Source organism: Colwellia sp. KS18-150, from assembly GCF_057551365.1.
Genome location: NZ_BAAJMC010000021.1, coordinates 1 through 18,923, shown reverse-complemented (window position 1 = coordinate 18,923; position 18,923 = coordinate 1). Strand labels below are relative to the sequence as shown.

Genomic DNA, 18,923 nt, shown 5'->3' with positions numbered 1-18,923 from the left:
TTTGTTTTTGTTTTTGTTTTTGTTTTTAACTGTAATTATTGAATTGGTTATTTGAATTTAATAAAGAAATTAGCACTAAGACGGCCCATCTTAGGGTCGGAGCAAATATCACGTTGTGGCTTATCAATAAAGGCCGAGTGTAAAAGTGTCGCGGGATAAATAACTAATCGGTTTGCTTTATAGTCAACTTTATGAATCAATTGATAATGCTCTGTTGACTCAGTAAAATAACCCTGTTTGGGTTCACCATGTTTGTTCATATATTGTTGACAAGCATGTAAGTATTCGTTTTTCCTGCCTGATGTTATATTCTCAAAACCAGTCGGTATATGACGGTAAAAACCAGTGCCACCAAAGTCTCCCTCATTTAAATAATGCAACATGGCAAAGCTGAAGGTCTCGTTATTATCAAAATGTGGAATACATTGTAGTAGCTCCATCTCATGCTCTGGCTTAGTAATTAACGAATAACTACCATTTTGAGGATAAAGAGTCAGCGCTTTTGGAACACTAAATATCTGATAAAATATCGAAGCCATTTGCTTTAAAAGCGCCATGCCATAATCGGCACCAACTGACGCTCTGATACCAGGATAATAAGCACCGACACTATCTTTATCACTGGCATAACTTAGTTTTACAGCTTCATCAATAGCACCTTGGTAATCCAACATAAAATCGTCAACAATAACGATAGGGGTTTGTTCATTACCTAGCCATATGACTTGATGACTTAGGTTAGAATTAATTTCAAACATTTCGATTTACTCAGCGATACTTTCAATTAAAGTGAAATGTTTACCAAACTTATCGCTAACTTCATTCATCATTCCTGTAGGCGTTAGGTAAATTACCCAAGCATATTTACCTGGTGGAAAGTCTTCAGTTAAATGACTTAAAGGCAAGGTCAGATTACCCGGCTCTGTCACTGGATATTTTAAAGTGCCAAACTCTTGCCAATTATTACTATCAAGCAATTTAATGTGTAAATCTCTTGCTTGTGAAATGTCATATTGAATGGTTAATCTTGCTTCTTGAATACCCACAATTTCCTCTGGCCAATCAACAGAGTTAATTTTATCGCTTTCACTAAAGCTTATTTCTTTAACATAAACATCTTCTTTAACAACCGTAAACTCTGCGTGTTTTGTTTGCCCTATTCGCTCATTCCAGCTTTTGCCTCGTGGTGCTAAATAAGTATCGATACGATATTTTCCAGGCTCAAGATCTTCTATTGGCAGTTCAAAATGGTATTTCCCTGACTTTTTAATGCGTTTCATCGTACGTTCGATTGTTTTCCAGTCATCCATATTTTGTACTGCGACATGTAAATCTCGCGTTTTTTTGACCTCCAGTTCAGCAAAGACTTTCACAGTCTCATTGATGCCAATGTTTTCAGTGGCAGTAAAGCTATTAATAACGTCTTCTGCCAATGTATTCGCAGACAATAATAGTGATATGAATAAAAGAGCATATTGCCCATATGATTTGAGTTTTTTTATTGTTATTAGTGAAATCATACTCTCTACCTTATTTATTTATTTTTGAAATTTTTATATTATCTAACGCTAGCTCGTTAATACCTGCAGACAAATCATCATTGTTAAAGACAATTCTTATACGATCATTACTTGCTGAAGCTGCCCCTCTAGTAAATGTTTGCGAGACACTTACCCAACGACCTTTTGCTTTAACCGTTAAATCGATAGGCTTAATTTCTAACCAAGGGTTCTCTAAAATAATTTTCAGTACGCTAATTTGTGAGTGCTTAGGTATAAAAACATCAACAGATAAACGATAATCACCTTGAGGTAACTGCACAGAGCCATCAGGTGAAAATGCTACAATGTCAGGATTTAACTTGGCTTCGGGTAACTTGCCATCAATTGAGAGATGTAAGCTTTTTCTCCCAGTTGAAAAAAGATCATCACTCGCTTTGGTCAGATTAAGGTACTTCAACGATTTTGGCTCTATCCACCAATGTTGTTCATATTTACCGCGAGTTTGTGGTTTATAAACTATCTCGCTAATATATGGACCTTCAAAACCAAAAAATGCCGGTTGTAATAAGTTATCATCAGGCTTTTGCCACACTCGAACGTAATCAATTTCAAAGTCGACAGGTAACTCAGATTTATTAGGAATACCATGCCAAGGGAATACTTCAGAGTCGAACCACAATTCTAGTGGGTTATTTAATACCCAAGCATCTCCCATTTCTTCTTGGCGTACTTGATGTACTAATTCACCTTCAAAATACATATTTAAGCCATCAGCTAGCCACTCCACGCCATAGGTATAAAAACTGTCAGTACTTCTACCTGGCATGTTATGACCGTGTTTCCACACTTTATTTTGTTTTGGGTGATTTGGACGCCAATCATGAATAGAAGTGACGAAAGTCGTTTCCGGCTTTCTGCTACCAGTTTTAACGCGACCAATGAGCTCAAATACATCTAGCTCTTGCTGATAACCTGTTCCCCAAAAAGCACCTGTCATCGCTGCATCAGGAATTTTCACTCTAACTTCCATATAGCCATATAGAAAATTGTTATGACTGATAATGGCGCCAGTAGTGATATTTTCATACGCGTTAATTTCTTGCCTTTGTGGTGGTTTACCAACAAAAGCATAATCTGGCTGCCATTGAGTGCGTATTTTTAACAAGCCATCTGTTAATAAAACATTATGTGGGGCGAATTGAGAAGGCGCTCTGCCTTTCCATAAATAGAATTCTTGATTCTCACCTTGGATGTACCATTTTGATCTATCTAAATTTTTACTATTAAATTCATCACTAACGTCAGGGTTTAACAACCAACCATCTTTATTTTCAGGATCGGAGGCAGGAAAAACGCCTTGCGCATAAGATATATATGAAGTGAAAAATAACGTAATAGCGGTAACTAGGGGTATGATATTCATAAACGTGGCTCAAATTATTTTGATCATTAACAAAAGGCCACTCATATCGAATGGCCTTTCCAATACTTGGTAGTTATTTAACTTCAACTACTGAATAATTATCGAGCATGATGGTATCGCCATTAGCAAAACCGTACATATCCCAAGTTTGAAATAGTGCTGTTGGTACATTAAAATGAGCCGGAACTGACCATTCACTGGTACCTGTTAGAGGATTAATCAATTCAACTAACTGCCAATCTAAGGTCGGTTTAAGTACGGCACTAACCGTTCCTACAACACCTGCATCATGACGAGCAGGGAAGTTAGCTAAACCATCACAACCATCACAATTCCAAGGAATTAAAGAGTGCTCTAATTTAACTTCTGCTGTCGGTAATTGACCTAACTTAGCCCAAACAAAGAACTTAAAGGTTCTGCCGATAGAAGCATCACCACGACCATAAGTAGCCGCATGGAAGTTAAATACTTGATTCCATTGTTGCTGTGTAACATTGGCATAAAAGGCACCGTCATCTGTTGAAGTTATTTGCAAAGCATTACCATCTAAACCGCCTGCAACATGAGTAGCATTACCACCCCAGTTACCACTGTTTAAAAGTAAATCAGATGCATACCACACATCGCCATCGGCATTAGGCTCTGGGTCACATGCATAGTTTCTTTCGGCTGTTAAAGTAACCATTTGCGCTTGAATATCATCAGCGCTAGTGGCACCTGTATACCCTGTATTATAACCAACAGTGACTTCAGCCGTTTCACCCGTTGCTAATGTATTAATGAATCGTCCTGTAGCACCAAAAGCACCGTCAGATTCTTCATTGGCTAATACTTGGCTAGACGTCCAGTCATAAGTGTAATCACCTGTTAACTCATCAGCGACAATAGACGGCTCGACTGTTACCCCAATGGCAGAACACGTAGGCACTGGTTTAGTACCCAATGGTGCACCAATGTCATTAAAGTCTTGATTAGTGATGGCAAGATTAAATCCTGCTGTCACATTAATAGCGGCCGTCGTACTTAGTGCTGGGTTTTCTTCACTAGCCACAGTGATCGTCGTTTCACCTTTATTATTACCAGTAACCATGCCATCAGTATCAACACTAGCTACGGTTTCATCGGCGATATCGTAAGTTAAATCACTATTGCAGGCATACGTAGGCAAAGTTGCAGATAACATGGGTGTGCTATCACCTGAAGCTACTGCAACATCGAATGCTTGCACACTTTCAACAGGGTCGCTGATAGCATTAATAGTAAGCACTAATATGCGAGAAGTTCTCTCTATGCCAGGGGCTAATTGATAGCCATTATCTACAACAAATTCAATATCATAAGTTATTGATGTTGGAAAATCGCGTGTACCATCACCGATCGGATTACCATCTTCATCAAAATCACCACGCTCATCGGTTTCATCACACATTCTCAAAGCGTCCCAATAGGCATCAGTATCAATGTCTAGCGTTACACCATCGTCGCCAACAGTGAAAGGTGAAATACCTTGATTGTTTGCAATACCTTCAGCTTGTGGCGTGGTAAAAGCATCATTACGTGCAACAAAACTAAAGTTGGTAATATGGATAGGCGACGTTGAATTGTCTAATGTCAATGCCTCTCCATTAACCATTGCGCCTTCTAATAAGTTTACTTGTTGAATCCCTGAAACTTCACCATAAGTTGCATTTATTGTAGTTGTTGAGTACTCAACCGGGAATTCATTCTTAAAATTGTAGGCATAACCTTCTTCTACGCTATCGCCACAACCAGCTAACGACACTGATATAGCGGCTAATATCGTTGTTTTTTTCAGTAAGCTGTTCATCTTACATCTCCAAATTTTTTTATTATTTGATTGATGGTAACCATCAATCATTTAATTCATTCCAAAGCGTTTAATTAAAACGTTCCACGAATACCTACACGATACTGACGGCCATTTTTATACACGTCAGCGGTACGGCTTTTGGTAACATTGTTGTCAAAAACATTACCTTCGTCATAAACAACTTCACCATCTTCATTTTGAATATCGTAAGCGGTGTAATAGTTACGATAAACCTCATCAGTGATGTTGGTTGCTTGGAAAGTTACCGCAAAATATTTATTGATTTGGTAACTAGAGCTAAAGTCAAGAAACCCAATTGATTCCTGCCAGATAGCGCCACCAGTAATACCATCATCAACAAGTTGTTCTCCAGAATAACGATGAGCTAAACGTAACGATAAGCCATATTTCTCATAAAAAAGCGTAGTATTAGCTGAATGCTCAGGAGTTAGTTCTTGTGGAAGTGGTTGAGTAAACAGGCCCGTAGTACCTATTTCCTCAGGATCTTTCTCTGATGATTGATAAGTATAGTTAACACTTAAACCTAAACCTGACCAAACCCCTGGTAACATGTCATAGTTCTGGGTATAACCAAGTTCAAGACCATGTATTTCAGCTTCTTGACCATTTTTTTCAATAGCAATAAGTGCAGTATGACATTCAATCTGCCATGAACTAGCACCAAAACCACCAACATAACGATGTGGCATACAGTCGTCAGCATCACCAGGTACACGATTAGGATCATAATCAAGTAGAAGGTTTGCATCTTCTAACTCATAATCACTACGCACATCTTTATAATGATATGGTGTTACAACAGTTTCAGGAAAGTCAGTCATTTGCTTATAAAATAATGCTGCTGAAATCATGCCTGATTCGTTAAAGTACCATTCATATGAGATATCTAAGTTATTAGATTTAAGCGGTTTCAAATTTACATTTCCGGCTTGGCCTTCAGCTGTTGGCCCCCATACATTCTCATCGATTTGTAAACGTGGATTAAGTGAATCAAAACCAGGGCGTGTCATAGTTTGTGATACGGCAAAACGTGCGATCATGTCTTCATTCAGAGCGTAATTTACATTTAAACTAGGTAAAAGTAGAGAATGACTCGCTGTACCACTTGTAGGAGCTTCACGTTGCCAAGAGTTTGTATTATTACCATTTGGTCCAACAAATGAGGTTGATCTGTCTAAATATGGCCAAACCTCGCCTGCAGCGCCAAATTGTCTATGTGTTAACGCACTGGAATCAACTAAATTACCATTAACATCCATAATTTGATTAGGTAAATCAATTAGATTGAAACCATCGCTTGCATTACCAAAGACTAAACGGTTGGTATCAACACCGCCCGGCAAAACCCACTGACCATCAACATAGGGAGTAGTACCATCTTTCCAAAAGTCATAACCATGGCTAATAGCCCAGTCCCAACAGCCAGATAACTGATCTTCATTTTGTGGTGCCCAACGGGTATCCGATCCGCCTGTATCAGGATTGAGTCCCATAACAGCATCAGGACATGTCTGTTGACCTTCGATAGTACCTAAGCCACGTTCAACCAACAGGTTATAAGGGTCTAATAAATGTGGTGGTCGGTAATAATTGATGCCACCATAACCTGAAGCTTTATTGGAATCTTTAATATAACGTAAGCCAATGTTACCCGTTAATCGTCCATCAACCCCCTCAAAACCAACTTTTATATATGCCGCGTTAGTTTCTGTTTCAATTTCTCGAGTGCCTAGATTATTAGTTGCAGTACCCACTGTACCTGGATCTCTACCTACGAATTCAGCAATCGCTTTATTAGAGTCTAACATTGGCCAGCCACCAAAAAAGCTGTTACTTCTGTCACCAGTTAAGTCTTCACCAAAATTATCGTACGGGAAAGCTTCACCAGATAGCATATCGATTAAATTAATAGAGCCCATGCCCACTGTTGCATAACTAGTATCTGGGTCTGAATTATCGATTAAGGCAGTACCTGTGTTTACAGAGGTATTTTGTGTATAAACATCTTTAGTTCGTTTAGCATACTTAAAGCCAAACTCAAGAGTGGTGATATTGTATTCCTGTATTTCCCAATCAAAATTCACATGTAACGACTGGTTTGTATCTTCTTGTTTATTATCACGAAAATTCAACGCACCTAAATGATTTGCCTCTAAATCAAACGGATTAAAAGCACTAGTTACTGAATTCACACTACCATCATAGGGGTCAAAAACACTGGCTACAGTGCCAGTGGTATATGAACAGTTTCCACCACCTGCGGTACAGTTTAATCCTACTGGTTCAAGTTGATCTAAAGGAACAGATTCTAATATTGTATTTCCTATCGTTCCCCAAGTTGCAGTATTCAAACCAACATGATCAATAGTTTCATCAACAGTATTTGAATAACCAAGATTTACATTCATAGAGAAATCGTCACTAAAATCATGATCCAGTGACAAGGAAACTACATTGGTTTCTAAATCACGTTCACCTTGACTACGGTGAAAATTACCACTTGATTTACGACTATATGATTTATCTAAAGTGCGTGTGTCTAAATTAACGCCATTCCAATCAGCAACAGGATCAGCACCTGATACCCCCGTTAGCGGCGCAAAATTTAAACGAATGTTGTGATAGTCAGTATCAACGGTTTGATTAGTATGAGTAATATCTAGCTGTATATTAGTGCTATCTAGGGGCGCCCACTCTAAACCGCCAGATATCGAAACACGATCACGTTGATTTGCTGATGTAGAAATACCCGTGTAGTTTCTTGCTAATACATTTAAAGGGCCTTCATGAGCAATTTGAGTATCAGGATCCCAGTTAACAAGATCGTCGGTCGTTTGACCTTCGCCTAAAATCCGAATGTATTTACCTGTAGCTAAATCATGACCTGTGCGACCACTATCTGCAAATAAATCAACGACTGGAATTGCAGCATCAGTCCAATCAGTACTTAATCTATCTTGACGTGTTGTTTGGGTATCTTTAGTAGCAGTAATAACAAAACCAAGAGTGTCATCTAAAAATTTATCAGAAAAGCTACCGGTAATACGACCATCATTTGCACCTGAATACTCATTGTATCTACCTTCAACATTTATCGAGCGGCGAGGTTCATTTAATGATAAAGGTTTAACGGTTCTTAGTACGACAGTAGCACCTAGTGAGCCTTCATCTTGATCGGCAGATGAAGTTTTTATCACATCAATAGACGATAAAATATCAGATGAAAAAGAAGATAAATCAACACTTTGATCTGAGGTAGGGTTAGCCCCTTGATCACCAGACAAACCGCTGGTTAATGCTACACCATTCATTTGAATTTGGTTCATTGATGGTCCTGTACCACGAATAGAAATACGCGTACCTTCACCACCTTCTTCCTGAACAGAAATACCTGTTACTCTTGAGAGTGCATCGGCAATATTTTGATCGGTAGATTTACCAACATCTTCTGCAAAAATAGAATCTGAAACGGTATCAGAAAATCGCTTGTTATTCATTGACTTGCGAAGACTTCCTTTAAAGCCTGTCACTTCAATAACTTCAATATCTTCCTGTTGTTGTTTTCTCTCAACAACTTCTACTGCTGTCGCATCATCGGTCGACTTGACCTGTTCAGCTTCAGCACCATAGATTGGAGTAGCAATAAATGATGCCATTACAGCAGCAGAAATCGCCTTCAATTTAAACTGAGTATTCATGTAATCTCCCCGTTTTTCTTGTTTTTATAGACATCTTTACCGCTAAACGCGAAATATCTATTTTTTTTTTAAACACTAACAATTAGTGCTTTACCTAGTTTTTCTTTTCTAAATCGACTCGCCAATATTCATCCATACGGTTGATATCGTAATTCTCGAATTTTCGTTTTAATAACCACCGAGGTCGCTCAAGTGTTGATTCCCATGTAAACAACTGTTTAAACAGCTTTTTTACTTTCTCTGGATGTTCACTAGCCAAATTATTGGTTTCTCTAATATCTGCAGGAATGTTATAGAGCTCTGCTGGCCTATCAGGAAAACGAATTAGTTTCCAATCACCACTGCGAATAGCAGCCCGCGTATCTTTTTTCCAATATAAAAATTCATGCGGCTCAGTGGTGTTTTTTTGTTGGATATAAGGCATTAGATCTACCCCATCAACATCGATTAAATTCTTGTTGTTACCGCCTGCTGCAACATAGAGCGTTGGTAATAGGTCAAATAAACTAATAGGTTTGTCAAAAGTAGAGTTGGCAGCTATTTTTTCTGGCCACTTCATTAAAAATGGTACTCTAATCCCACCTTCTAAGTGGTTAGATTTAGTGCCACTAAAAGGTGCATTACTTGAAGCATTTTTATCACTTGGACCGCCGTTATCATTGGTAAAAATAACAATGGTATTATCATCAATGCCTAGCTGCTTTAACTTGTCCATAATTTGGCCAGAGGCTCTATCTAACGCTAATGTCATTGCCGCTAAAGTTTTTAAGTTACCGCTTAGATTTGGAAATTGCGCTAAATCTTCTGGTGTTGCATCCATTGGTGTATGTACAGCATTGAATGATAAAAAGGCGAAGAAAGGTGTTTGTTTTTTGACATTTTTCTCAATAAAGCTCATGGCTTCATTGGCGAGTACGTCAGTATAATAACCTTCATGCTCTTCAAAATTACCAAAACCGCGTTCATTTAAATCTAAGTGACTAGCTGGTATTTCTGAGTAAGGAAAATAACTTCTTGCGCCGCCTCTAAAACCATAAAACTCATCAAAGCCACGCTTGGTTGGGTGAAACTTATCAGCCCCACCTAAATGCCACTTGCCATAAAAAGCTGTCGCATAGCCTTGATCTTTTAAATACTGACCCATTGTTTTTTCGTTTACTGGTACACCCATTTCATTTTGATCAACAATGGAGTTGGTACTCATAAAGCCTGGAACATTATTTTCTTCAAAACCAAAGCGCTGTTGATATTTCCCTGTCATTAAACCGGCACGTGAAGGGCCACAAGTTGGATCCGTTACATACGCTTGTTTAAAAATCATCCCTTGCTTAGCTAGAGCATCTAAATGAGGGGTTTTCATAATTTTGCTACCATGAAAGCCAAAATCGGCATATCCGGCATCATCAGAAAATAACAACACAATATTCGGCGCTTGTTTATCCTTGTCTGTACTCGCTAATACAGGCATAGCACAGCAAGTAACAAAACATAAAAAATAACTGTATAAAAACTTATTCATTGAAAAACCTTTAATCATTAACCAAAACAGATACACGTTTATTAGATAAATATTCTGACAAACTATATTTAGAACAATCTTTCCCTACTCCACTTTGCTTTAAGCCACCATGAGGTAAGTGGATCCCGTAGTGAACTTCATTAATACAAACACTACCCGCTTGAATTTGATCCGCCGCTTGTAAAGCGCGCTTTAAATTTTCAGTGTAAACATAAGCAGCTAAACCAAATTCACAATCATTCGCCATGGCAATGACATCATCACTATCTGAAAATGGGATAACAGCTAATACTGGGCCAAATATTTCATTACTGGCTATCGCCATGTGCGGGGCAACATCGGCTAATATGGTTGACTCTAAGTAGAAGCCAGATTTATCTTCTGGGGAATTTCCACCGAGTAATAACCTCGCACCTTGTGAAATAGATTTTGCGATAAGACCTTGAATTCTCTGACGTTCGTTATCAGTAATAAGAGGGCCCATAATGCGACCTTCTTCTCTTCCTACACCTAAGCGAATTCCTTTTGCATGCTCAATAGCTTCACTAAGAAATTGTGGATAAACCGACTCATGCACAAAACAACGGTTTGGCGACACACACACCTGTCCGCTGTTGCCGTATTTCAAATCAACAATATTGTGAGCTGCTCGTTTGATCTCAGCATCGTCATAGACAATCACCGGGGCATTTCCCCCTAGCTCAACAGAGAAGTGCTTTACGCTAGTACAAGCAGTTTTCATGGCATTAACACCCGACTTGGTTGAGCCTATCATGGTGAACATTGCAGGAATGTCGCTGGTTAGTAGAGGGTTAGTTACCTCATAATTATTGCTGGTGATAATATTGATTACACCGGCAGGAAACCCAGCCTCAAGTGCTAGCTCTGCGCAGCGAAGACTTGCTAATGGTGTGACTTGTGAAGGTTTGATCACTGCCGTACAACCAGAAGCTAATACTGGCCCTAATTTATAACCTAAATTTAACAGCGGAAAATTCCAAGCTAGATATCCGACAACTACGCCTAAGGATTGGCGTTTTATAAAGTGATGAAAGCGGCCATCTGGATCGGTAATTACCGGCTGTTCTACACGCTTCATCTCTTCAATAAAGAAACGTAAACATGTAGTAAGCATGTCAAAATCATACTCAGCATTATCAAGAGGTTTGCCTGTTTCACTGATTAAAATATCAACAATTTCATCTTTATGTGATTCTAGTAACTCTGCATATTTCAGTATCAAGGTTTCACGTTCAGTTATTGACGTTTTTGACCAAGAGGCAAATTGTTCATTAGCACTATTTAAGGCTTCAATCACTTGCTCTGGTTCAATATCAGGCACATTGGCAATAACTTCACCTGTCGCTGGATTTAACACTTCAAAGCTTGTTTTTGAACTGGTTAACTGGCCGTTTATTAGCATATTGTATTGAATGTTATTCATTTTGATTCCGTCGTATGTAGTGAAAATTGTGATAATGCATCTAAGTTAATCTCAACACCAAGTCCCGGTGTTGTGGGTACAATGGCATTTCCATCAGATACTTCTACATTTATTTTATACAATTCATCTCGTAATGGGTTCTCTGTTCTATCATATTCAAGATATAAAGGCTTTGACTCGGCTCTTCCTGGCTCTGAATAAGCGGTTGCCAAAAAGTGCGTCGCTGCTGCTAAGTTTAGTTGCGTTCCCCACACATGCGGGATCATATTTATGCCATTGGCTGATGCTAGCGTTCGAATCTTCAGTGCTTCACTTGGACCGCCACAATAAGCAAGATCCGCTTGTATTAATTGCACGCCGCCTTGTGCAATGAGTTTTTTGAAACCGAAACGTGTTTGCTCACATTCGCCAGTCGCAATAGCAAGGTTGCATTTATCTTGCAGCTGCCTAAATAATTCAGGATGCTCAGGAGATAACGGCTCTTCAAACCAGATATAGTTATTTTCATCAAGAAGCTTGGCAATACGTATAGCCTCAGGTAAATCATAAGCATGGTTTGAATCAGCCGCTAAAATGGTTTCCGGTAAGGCTTTACGCATGGCAACAATCAATTTTTCATCAAAGTCAGGGTTTTTACCCACTTTAATTTTCATGGCTTTAAAACCTTGCTCAGCATAAACAATCGCTTCTTCTACTAAGGTTTTAAGTAACATGTTTTCAGGTAAATCTTTGAAGTACATCCCGGTGGCATAACATGGGACTGTATCTCGACAAGCGCCTCCCATTAATTGACTAACACTTTGATTTAATAATTTACCTTTAAGATCCCACAATGCCATATCGATACCAGACATTGCCGCCATCATGATACCTGAGCGAGCAAAGTCTAATGATGAACGCCACATATGATGCCAAATTTGATCAGTTGAATAGGCATTCATGGCTAAAATGCGTGGCGCGTAAAATTTTTCTACTGCACTTTGAATAACATCGGCTGGTCCATAACACTCTCCCCAGCCCACAGTGCCGTCTTCGGCAATAATTTCAACTAATAAGACATTTCGTTGCCCATAAGACCATTGAGAAAAACCAAAAGGTTGGTCTAGCTGACAATTAATATGATGAGTTTTAATACAAACAAGTTTCATTTTCTATTTAACCTAATTAAGGGGAACACTCTCAAAATTCAATCGGACTTCTCTAAACAAGAAATATCTAAACAACAAAACACATCATTCGATTGATACTAATTAGTTAAACATATGATGTTTGCATTTACAACAAAAATGACTGATTTTTTAGCTAGTCTAGGAGCAATATCGAATAAGACTTAATTAAGCTACTGATATTTAAGGGTATAAATTAAACAGATATATTTAAAATGGTTTTTAGGCGGTAAGTATTTCTGGTTTGCGCAAGGGGAAAGATAAAAATAATCGGAAATTAATTAAGTTTTTGTTTTAAATTCAAAGTGAATTGCAGCATTAAATATTTTTTAAATACCTGTTGTTGAAAATAAGACTACAGCTGGGTTGTCAAACTTTGCAGTGAAAGTTTGTTATAAAAACATCAAAAGTTATTGAATACACAAATGTATCGCATTGCTCTATTTTCTAAAAGAATGACAATAGAGCAATGCTAGCAGTGAAAAAGCCATTAATCATTAATAGCTATGCAGGTAAAGTAAGTTACTCTGATTGGTCTGAAAAAGTTTCATGAAATCTAGGCATAGCCTTTTCACGCCATAGAGTGCCTTCTTTATGAATATGAAACCACTGAGGTTGTGAATGTGACCAACTCCATACTTCCATTTCCGCGATCATTTCTCTTAATATATTAGGATATTTAGCACTTAAGTCATTTGTTTCTGACATATCTTTCTCTACATCAAACAACTGCCATTTTTTGCCATACTTTACTGCTTTATAGTTATCCCTTCTTGCTGATACCTCAGAAAACCCATTGCGGTGCCGCATAGCATAAATCATTTCTGTGGGCCTTGGACTAGTATTATTTTGAATATGGCTAAGCAGATCTTTACCATCAAGCTTTTTATCAGGGGGAATACTTGCTTTGGCTAAACGAGCGAAAGTTGGGTAAAAATCTAAAGTACTTACGGGGTGCTTAAAGTGTTGCCCTTTGGGGATTTGTTTTGGCCAGTGAAAGAACATTGGTGTACGAAAACCACCTTCTAACACATCACCCTTTTTTCCTCTAAGTGGCGCATTGCTCGCTCCCAATTTTGGTTTTCCGCCGTTATCACTTAAAAAGACAATTAAAGTGTTATCAAACTGCCCTGTTGCTTTTAAACTTTCCACCACTTTTTTAACACCGCGATCAACCGCATATACCATGCCAGCGTAGACTTTGCGCTTTTCATCTTTTATCGTTGGAAACTGCGCCATATCTTCCTCTTTAGCTTGCATGGGAGAATGGGGCGCATTATAAGCAAGATATAAAAAAAATGGCTGTGCTTTATCCTGGGCTGATTTTTCTAAAAATTTCACCGCTTCACGTGAAAGTCCATCGGTTATATATTCTTTCTCATCAACTTGTTTACCATTATGCTCTAACGGGCTTAAGTACTGAAAAATCGCATGGTTTAACCCCCTCTTCCTTTGCTTTTCATAAGCTGGTTTAAATTGCTCAGGAAAGTAATCATGACCACCATTTAAAAAACCATAGAATTCATCAAAGCCTCGACTATTAGGATGATACTGCGCTTCTTCACCCAGATGCCATTTTCCCACTGCACCAGTAAAGTACCCCGCCTCTTGCAAGACTTTACTGATATAGGTTTCACTTGTTGATATTCCTAAACCACCAGAGCGACTTACCCGAGGTAAATTAAACTGAGAGCCTATAAGGTGAGGATAACGTCCTGTCATGATACCCGCACGACTTGGCCCACAAAATGGGTGTGCGTTATACGCAGAGCTAAATGTAGTGCCCTGTGCTGCAAGTGCATCAAGGTTGGGTGTTTTAATATCTTTTGAGCCATTAAAACCAACATCGGCATATCCCATATCATCCGTTAAAATCACCAAAATGTTAGGTCGACTAGCTTGGTTAGCTGCGAAAGATGATTGAGATAACAAAGCAAATAACATTAAGCTTGTTAATAATTTTTTTGTAGTAAACATGTTTTCAACTCGTCCTTATTAATAGGGATAGTTTATAAATAGGCTTTGGCGTGATGCTCTAACATCTTAAGTGAAGGATCTGCCACTCGTTTTAGCTCTGCTTTTAACAGCTTCACCATAGTTGCGCGCTGTTTTATATAGTCAGGCGATTTAATAAGATTGGTGATTTCGCCAGGGTCTTTTTTCAGATCATAAAACTCATCGCGGTTATCCCCCGGGTTCCAAACAAACTTAAATTCAGGTGTTCGCACTGCTCTAATACCAAACCACGAGCCGTTATACCATTCGTAAGCATATAGAGATAAATCTAACTGCCCTGCTTCTGCCTCATCTCCCTGCACCATTAGTTGATGTAAACTATGGCCATCAACATCACCGTCAGGTGCTAAACTCATCAGCTCAGCAAGCGTTGGGGTCACATCAATGAGTGATACCTGACGATTAATTACTTTCGGTTTTAGGCTTGGGTTTTTAATCAATAAGGGCATACGCATTAACTCATCATACGCATAAGGACCTTTATCATATAAAGCGTGCTCACCTAACATGCTTCCTTGATCGCCCAACAACACAATATGAAGATCGTCATACATGCCTTCATCTTTTGCTGTTTGTAATAGCTCGCCAACGATACGATCTACCATGGCAATAGCGCCATAATAATAAGTGCGTGATTTACGCCAATCCATATCACTCATGTGACCAACATCATGCCATGGCCACCAAACACCATCTTGTGCCAGTGGTTTATTTTCGCGTTTAGCTAAATGATTATCTGGCAGTTTCACAGTTTTAGGGTCATACATACTGGCATAGGGCTCAGGAACTCGATAAGCAGGGTGTGGCTGATTAAAACTCACCACACCAAAAAATGGTCTGTCGTCACGAGCGGCCTGCTTCAGCATTTTTTGTCCCGCAAGTAGTTTTTTATAAGCGTTGGTATCTTCATAACTCCCTTCGAGTGTGAGGTAATACTCGTGCTTTTCATTATTTTTATCTAATTTACCTTGATAGTAACTTTTAACTTGAGGCACTTTAGAATAAGGAGTGTAAACACGGCTAAAACGTTTACGGGGCTCATGACCATGAACAAGATCTATTTCCGCACCGCGCATTTCAGTCCCTCTCGCACCTAAATGCCACTTACCAACATGGCCAACTAAATAGCCGGCATCAGAGGCACGTTGCAGCAAGCCACCTTCCTTAGGATCTAATTCAGCTAGACGCGTATGGTAAAGTTCAACATTATCATCTAAACCATTTTTATGTCCCCAGCGACCAGTATATAAAGCGGCGCGTGAAGGTGAACATAACCCTGTTGTCGTCATAGCATGGGCAAACTGTGTTGACTCTGCAGCTAACTGATCAATATTCGGTGTATGAACTGGACCGCCGCGATATGAAAAGGTATCAAAGCGCATATCATCGAACATCAACACCAGTACATTAGGCTTTTTACTTTTAGGTGAAGCTACAACATCACCAAGCCCCAACATCATGACGCTGATAACACATAATGCCGATAACGAAATTTTTACTTTATTAAACATTTCCACCATCCTAGTTAATTAAAATCAAGAGTAAGTAACCGTTCTAATCAAGGTATTACTTCTGCATTTAGGTAAATTTTGAACCTGACTCAAATAAGTAGTGAACAGTAATTCACTTACAATTTGATAGCCTATAAAAGATATTGAAAACAAATTATTCTAATAACTACTGATATACAGCTCGGCTCGTCACAACACGAATACAGTTATTAATATTTGATATGTTAAAAATATCAGAGCAAGCATGATTCAAAATAGCACACAACACAAACATATGATGTTTGACTTTGTCCTATGTTATAGTATATTAATGGTACAGTCTAGAACAATAACTCAATATACTGCTTACCTAAGTGCAGTACTAAAATCGGATAAGAATATGAAAAAAAAACTTTTAGCAGTCACTATTACATCTGCATTATTGCTAACAACAGCATGTAATCAGCAAAGTGAAACTCAGCTTAATTCTTCACATAAAGCGACTGAATCAACTCGCTCACATAAAATTGAAATAAGTCCTTTAGAACAAGAAGCTCGAAGTAAGTTAATCACACTGAACCGTATGATGGATGAAGCCCGACAAAACAATATTGATGTCACACGTGAAGAAACCTTAGTGTGGTTCTCAGAAGAGTTTTTAAAATTTGCCAATTGGGATGAGGCTAACCCAGAAACCATAGAAATGGCGTTTGGTTACGAACGATACTATGCAGCGGACAAGGAAAAACTTGCCGCAGAGTTACCTAATTTTGAACGTAGAAAAGTCATCCAAATACTTGATAAAGGTATAGATACCTTAGCTCAAGAGCTGAGTGGTGAAATCAAGCGACGCCCTGTGAATAAAGTAGACTGGCAAGGAACAAAAGCTGGCGATAATATGTTTATTAGCAATGGTAAGCCTATTTTTCCTTATGACTACTTTTCTAAAACCGTTGGACAGCCACTGACGAATACCGATGTTTATAATGATCATTTAGGTGCCTTATATCACGGAGGCGAAAACTTATACGAAGTAGATCATGACAGAGCGATTAACTCCTTCCTTTTGAAAGAAGATGGTACTTTTGACCAAGATTTAATGGAAAACCTAACCAGTATTCCTGATACTAATATTGGCTTTTTAGTGTATTGGATCATGGGTATCCCTGAATGGGTCGAAAAATTAGAGCCTGAAGTTCGCAAAGGACGTTCGTTATTTACCGGCTTCGATGTTGATAACCCATTAGCACGTGACGTTTGGAGTAAAGTAATTAGGGAAACTGCACGTTTAACTAAAGATAAAAAAGTAACTGAATTAGGCTTTGTATTAGCCAATGAGCCGCACTGGTATTCAGAAAAGGGTCACTGGACACACCAATTTAAAGAAATGAATTCTATTTCTTACTACACACTAAATAAATTTCGTACTTGGTTAGATAAAAAGTACGATAACGATATCGCCCGTTTAAATGCCAATTGGAACACAACATACGAGGGCTTTGCCAATATTGAAATTGAGATCCCTTTAGACACTGTTCATAGAGGTGAGCCTATATGGTTTGACTGGATGCGCTACAATATGGATCGTGGCACTGAGTGGTTCAAGTTTATGCAAGATGAATTACATGCCATCAACCCAGATGCCGACACTCACGTAAAAGTAATGCCACGTATGTTTATGTATGACGAACGTTCAGGAGGTATTGATACTGAAGCATTAGCCGAATTAACGACCATGGTAGGTCACGATGCCAAATCTTTTGGTAGTAAAAATATTCGACCGGGTAAATCTTCAAAATGGCTTGAAAAATACAGCTATGACTGGGGAAGCGTAGCAATGTTTCATGATTTTATGGAATCTGTCGCACCAAATAAAATCAATATTAATTCAGAATCTCATTTCTTATCTTCAGGTCAATGGCGTGATTTAGATACCCGTACCAGTTATATTCGTAGTGTTTACTGGTTAGCGACCTTATTAGGAATGGATGCTAACATGGGATGGTTCTGGGCTAGAGACCCTGACGGCTCACCAGAAGATCGCCTTGAAGGTGACTTAGATTTCTTTGATCCCGGTTTAGGTGGTGCTTACGCTGGCTCTAATAACATGCAACCGCATGTTACCAACGAAGTCACTCAAGTGATGTTTGACTTAAATACTTTCTCAGAAGAAATCATTGAGCTACGTGAACAACGCCGCCCATTACGTATATTCTACTCTGAAACTACTGCGATAAATATTAACGATTACATGAGTAAAGGTTACAAACTTTATGAAGAGTTATTCTTCGAAGGTTTTCCATTAGGGTTTGTGACTAAAAATATTATTGAAAAACAAAACAATGATTTGTGGGATAGCATCGTTGTTTATCGTAATCAATATGTTACCGACTCAGAATTTGCTAGTTTACAAACTTATCTCAGTAATGGTGGCACTATTATTTTAGATTCAGAAAAGAGTTTATCACTTAATGAATATGGTCAAAAACGTGCTGAAAAACTAGTTGCGAGCAAAGGAAAACTCATTGTACTTGAAACAGATGATATCACTCAGATAAAGCAAGCAGCACTTGCAGAGGTTGACGAAAGTAGCTTGTCGGATGTCATGTTAAGTGAAGATAATTCCTCAAGCCATAAAACCACAACTTGGCGCACTGTTAAACAAGCAAACGGCAGTTACTTAGTTAATATTCTTAATATGGGGCATAACACGGCAAAATTAACGCTGAAACTACGCAACGAACAAGCGTTTACTATTAAGGATTTAATGACAAGCAATAGTCTAGATTCCAAATTTGAACTAGCTTCAGAAG

11 protein-coding genes are annotated in these 18,923 nt (G+C 38.6%); 1 reads left to right on the top strand and 10 read right to left on the bottom strand.

The genetic code is table 11. The annotated features are described in order from the left end of the window. Nucleotides 1–47: 47 nt before the first annotated feature. The 10 genes from AC27IF_RS17210 to AC27IF_RS17165 form a co-directional block, all read right to left on the bottom strand. Entirely contained in the window at nt 48–758 is a 711-nt protein-coding gene (locus AC27IF_RS17210) for a DUF6445 family protein (protein ID WP_487055578.1), read from the bottom strand. A 6-nt stretch (nt 759–764) separates the two neighbouring features. Further along, entirely contained in the window at nt 765–1,520 is a 756-nt protein-coding gene (locus AC27IF_RS17205; RefSeq protein ID WP_487055577.1) for a hypothetical protein, read from the bottom strand. 10 nt (nt 1,521–1,530) lie between these two features. Continuing rightward, a complete protein-coding gene (locus AC27IF_RS17200; RefSeq protein ID WP_487055576.1) occupies nt 1,531–2,925 on the bottom strand; it encodes a family 16 glycosylhydrolase in 1,395 nt (464 codons plus the stop codon). A 73-nt stretch (nt 2,926–2,998) separates the two neighbouring features. Beyond that, complete coding sequence (locus tag AC27IF_RS17195; RefSeq protein ID WP_487055575.1) at nt 2,999–4,753, bottom strand: Ig-like domain-containing protein; 1,755 nt, start codon at nt 4,751–4,753, stop codon at nt 2,999–3,001. A gap of 74 nt (nt 4,754–4,827) precedes the next feature. Further along, the gene (locus tag AC27IF_RS17190; protein ID WP_487055574.1) at nt 4,828–8,475 is read right to left on the bottom strand and encodes a TonB-dependent receptor; all 3,648 of its coding nucleotides are present in this window, start codon (nt 8,473–8,475) and stop codon (nt 4,828–4,830) included. A gap of 94 nt (nt 8,476–8,569) precedes the next feature. Continuing rightward, nucleotides 8,570–9,994: a sulfatase gene (locus AC27IF_RS17185; protein WP_487055573.1), complete on the bottom strand. Its 1,425-nt coding sequence runs from the start codon at nt 9,992–9,994 to the stop codon at nt 8,570–8,572. 10 nt (nt 9,995–10,004) lie between these two features. Further along, nucleotides 10,005–11,438, bottom strand: coding sequence for an aldehyde dehydrogenase family protein (locus tag AC27IF_RS17180; protein ID WP_487055572.1), 1,434 nt, complete (start codon nt 11,436–11,438; stop codon nt 10,005–10,007). Next, nucleotides 11,435–12,586 carry a mandelate racemase/muconate lactonizing enzyme family protein gene (locus AC27IF_RS17175; RefSeq protein ID WP_487055571.1) on the bottom strand — a complete coding sequence of 384 codons (1,152 nt, stop codon included), beginning with the start codon at nt 12,584–12,586 and terminating at the stop codon, nt 11,435–11,437. The genes AC27IF_RS17180 and AC27IF_RS17175 overlap by 4 nt, the downstream gene beginning before the upstream one ends. A 540-nt stretch (nt 12,587–13,126) precedes the next feature. Beyond that, entirely contained in the window at nt 13,127–14,581 is a 1,455-nt protein-coding gene (locus tag AC27IF_RS17170) for a sulfatase-like hydrolase/transferase (protein ID WP_487055570.1), read from the bottom strand. A gap of 32 nt (nt 14,582–14,613) precedes the next feature. Further along, nucleotides 14,614–16,131: a sulfatase-like hydrolase/transferase gene (locus AC27IF_RS17165; protein WP_487055569.1), complete on the bottom strand. Its 1,518-nt coding sequence runs from the start codon at nt 16,129–16,131 to the stop codon at nt 14,614–14,616. Between the two features lie 379 nt (nt 16,132–16,510). Here AC27IF_RS17165 and AC27IF_RS17160 point away from each other — a divergent pair. Beyond that, on the top strand, nt 16,511–18,923 hold a 2,413-nt coding region (locus AC27IF_RS17160), incomplete at its 3' end, for an alpha-amylase family protein (protein ID WP_487055568.1).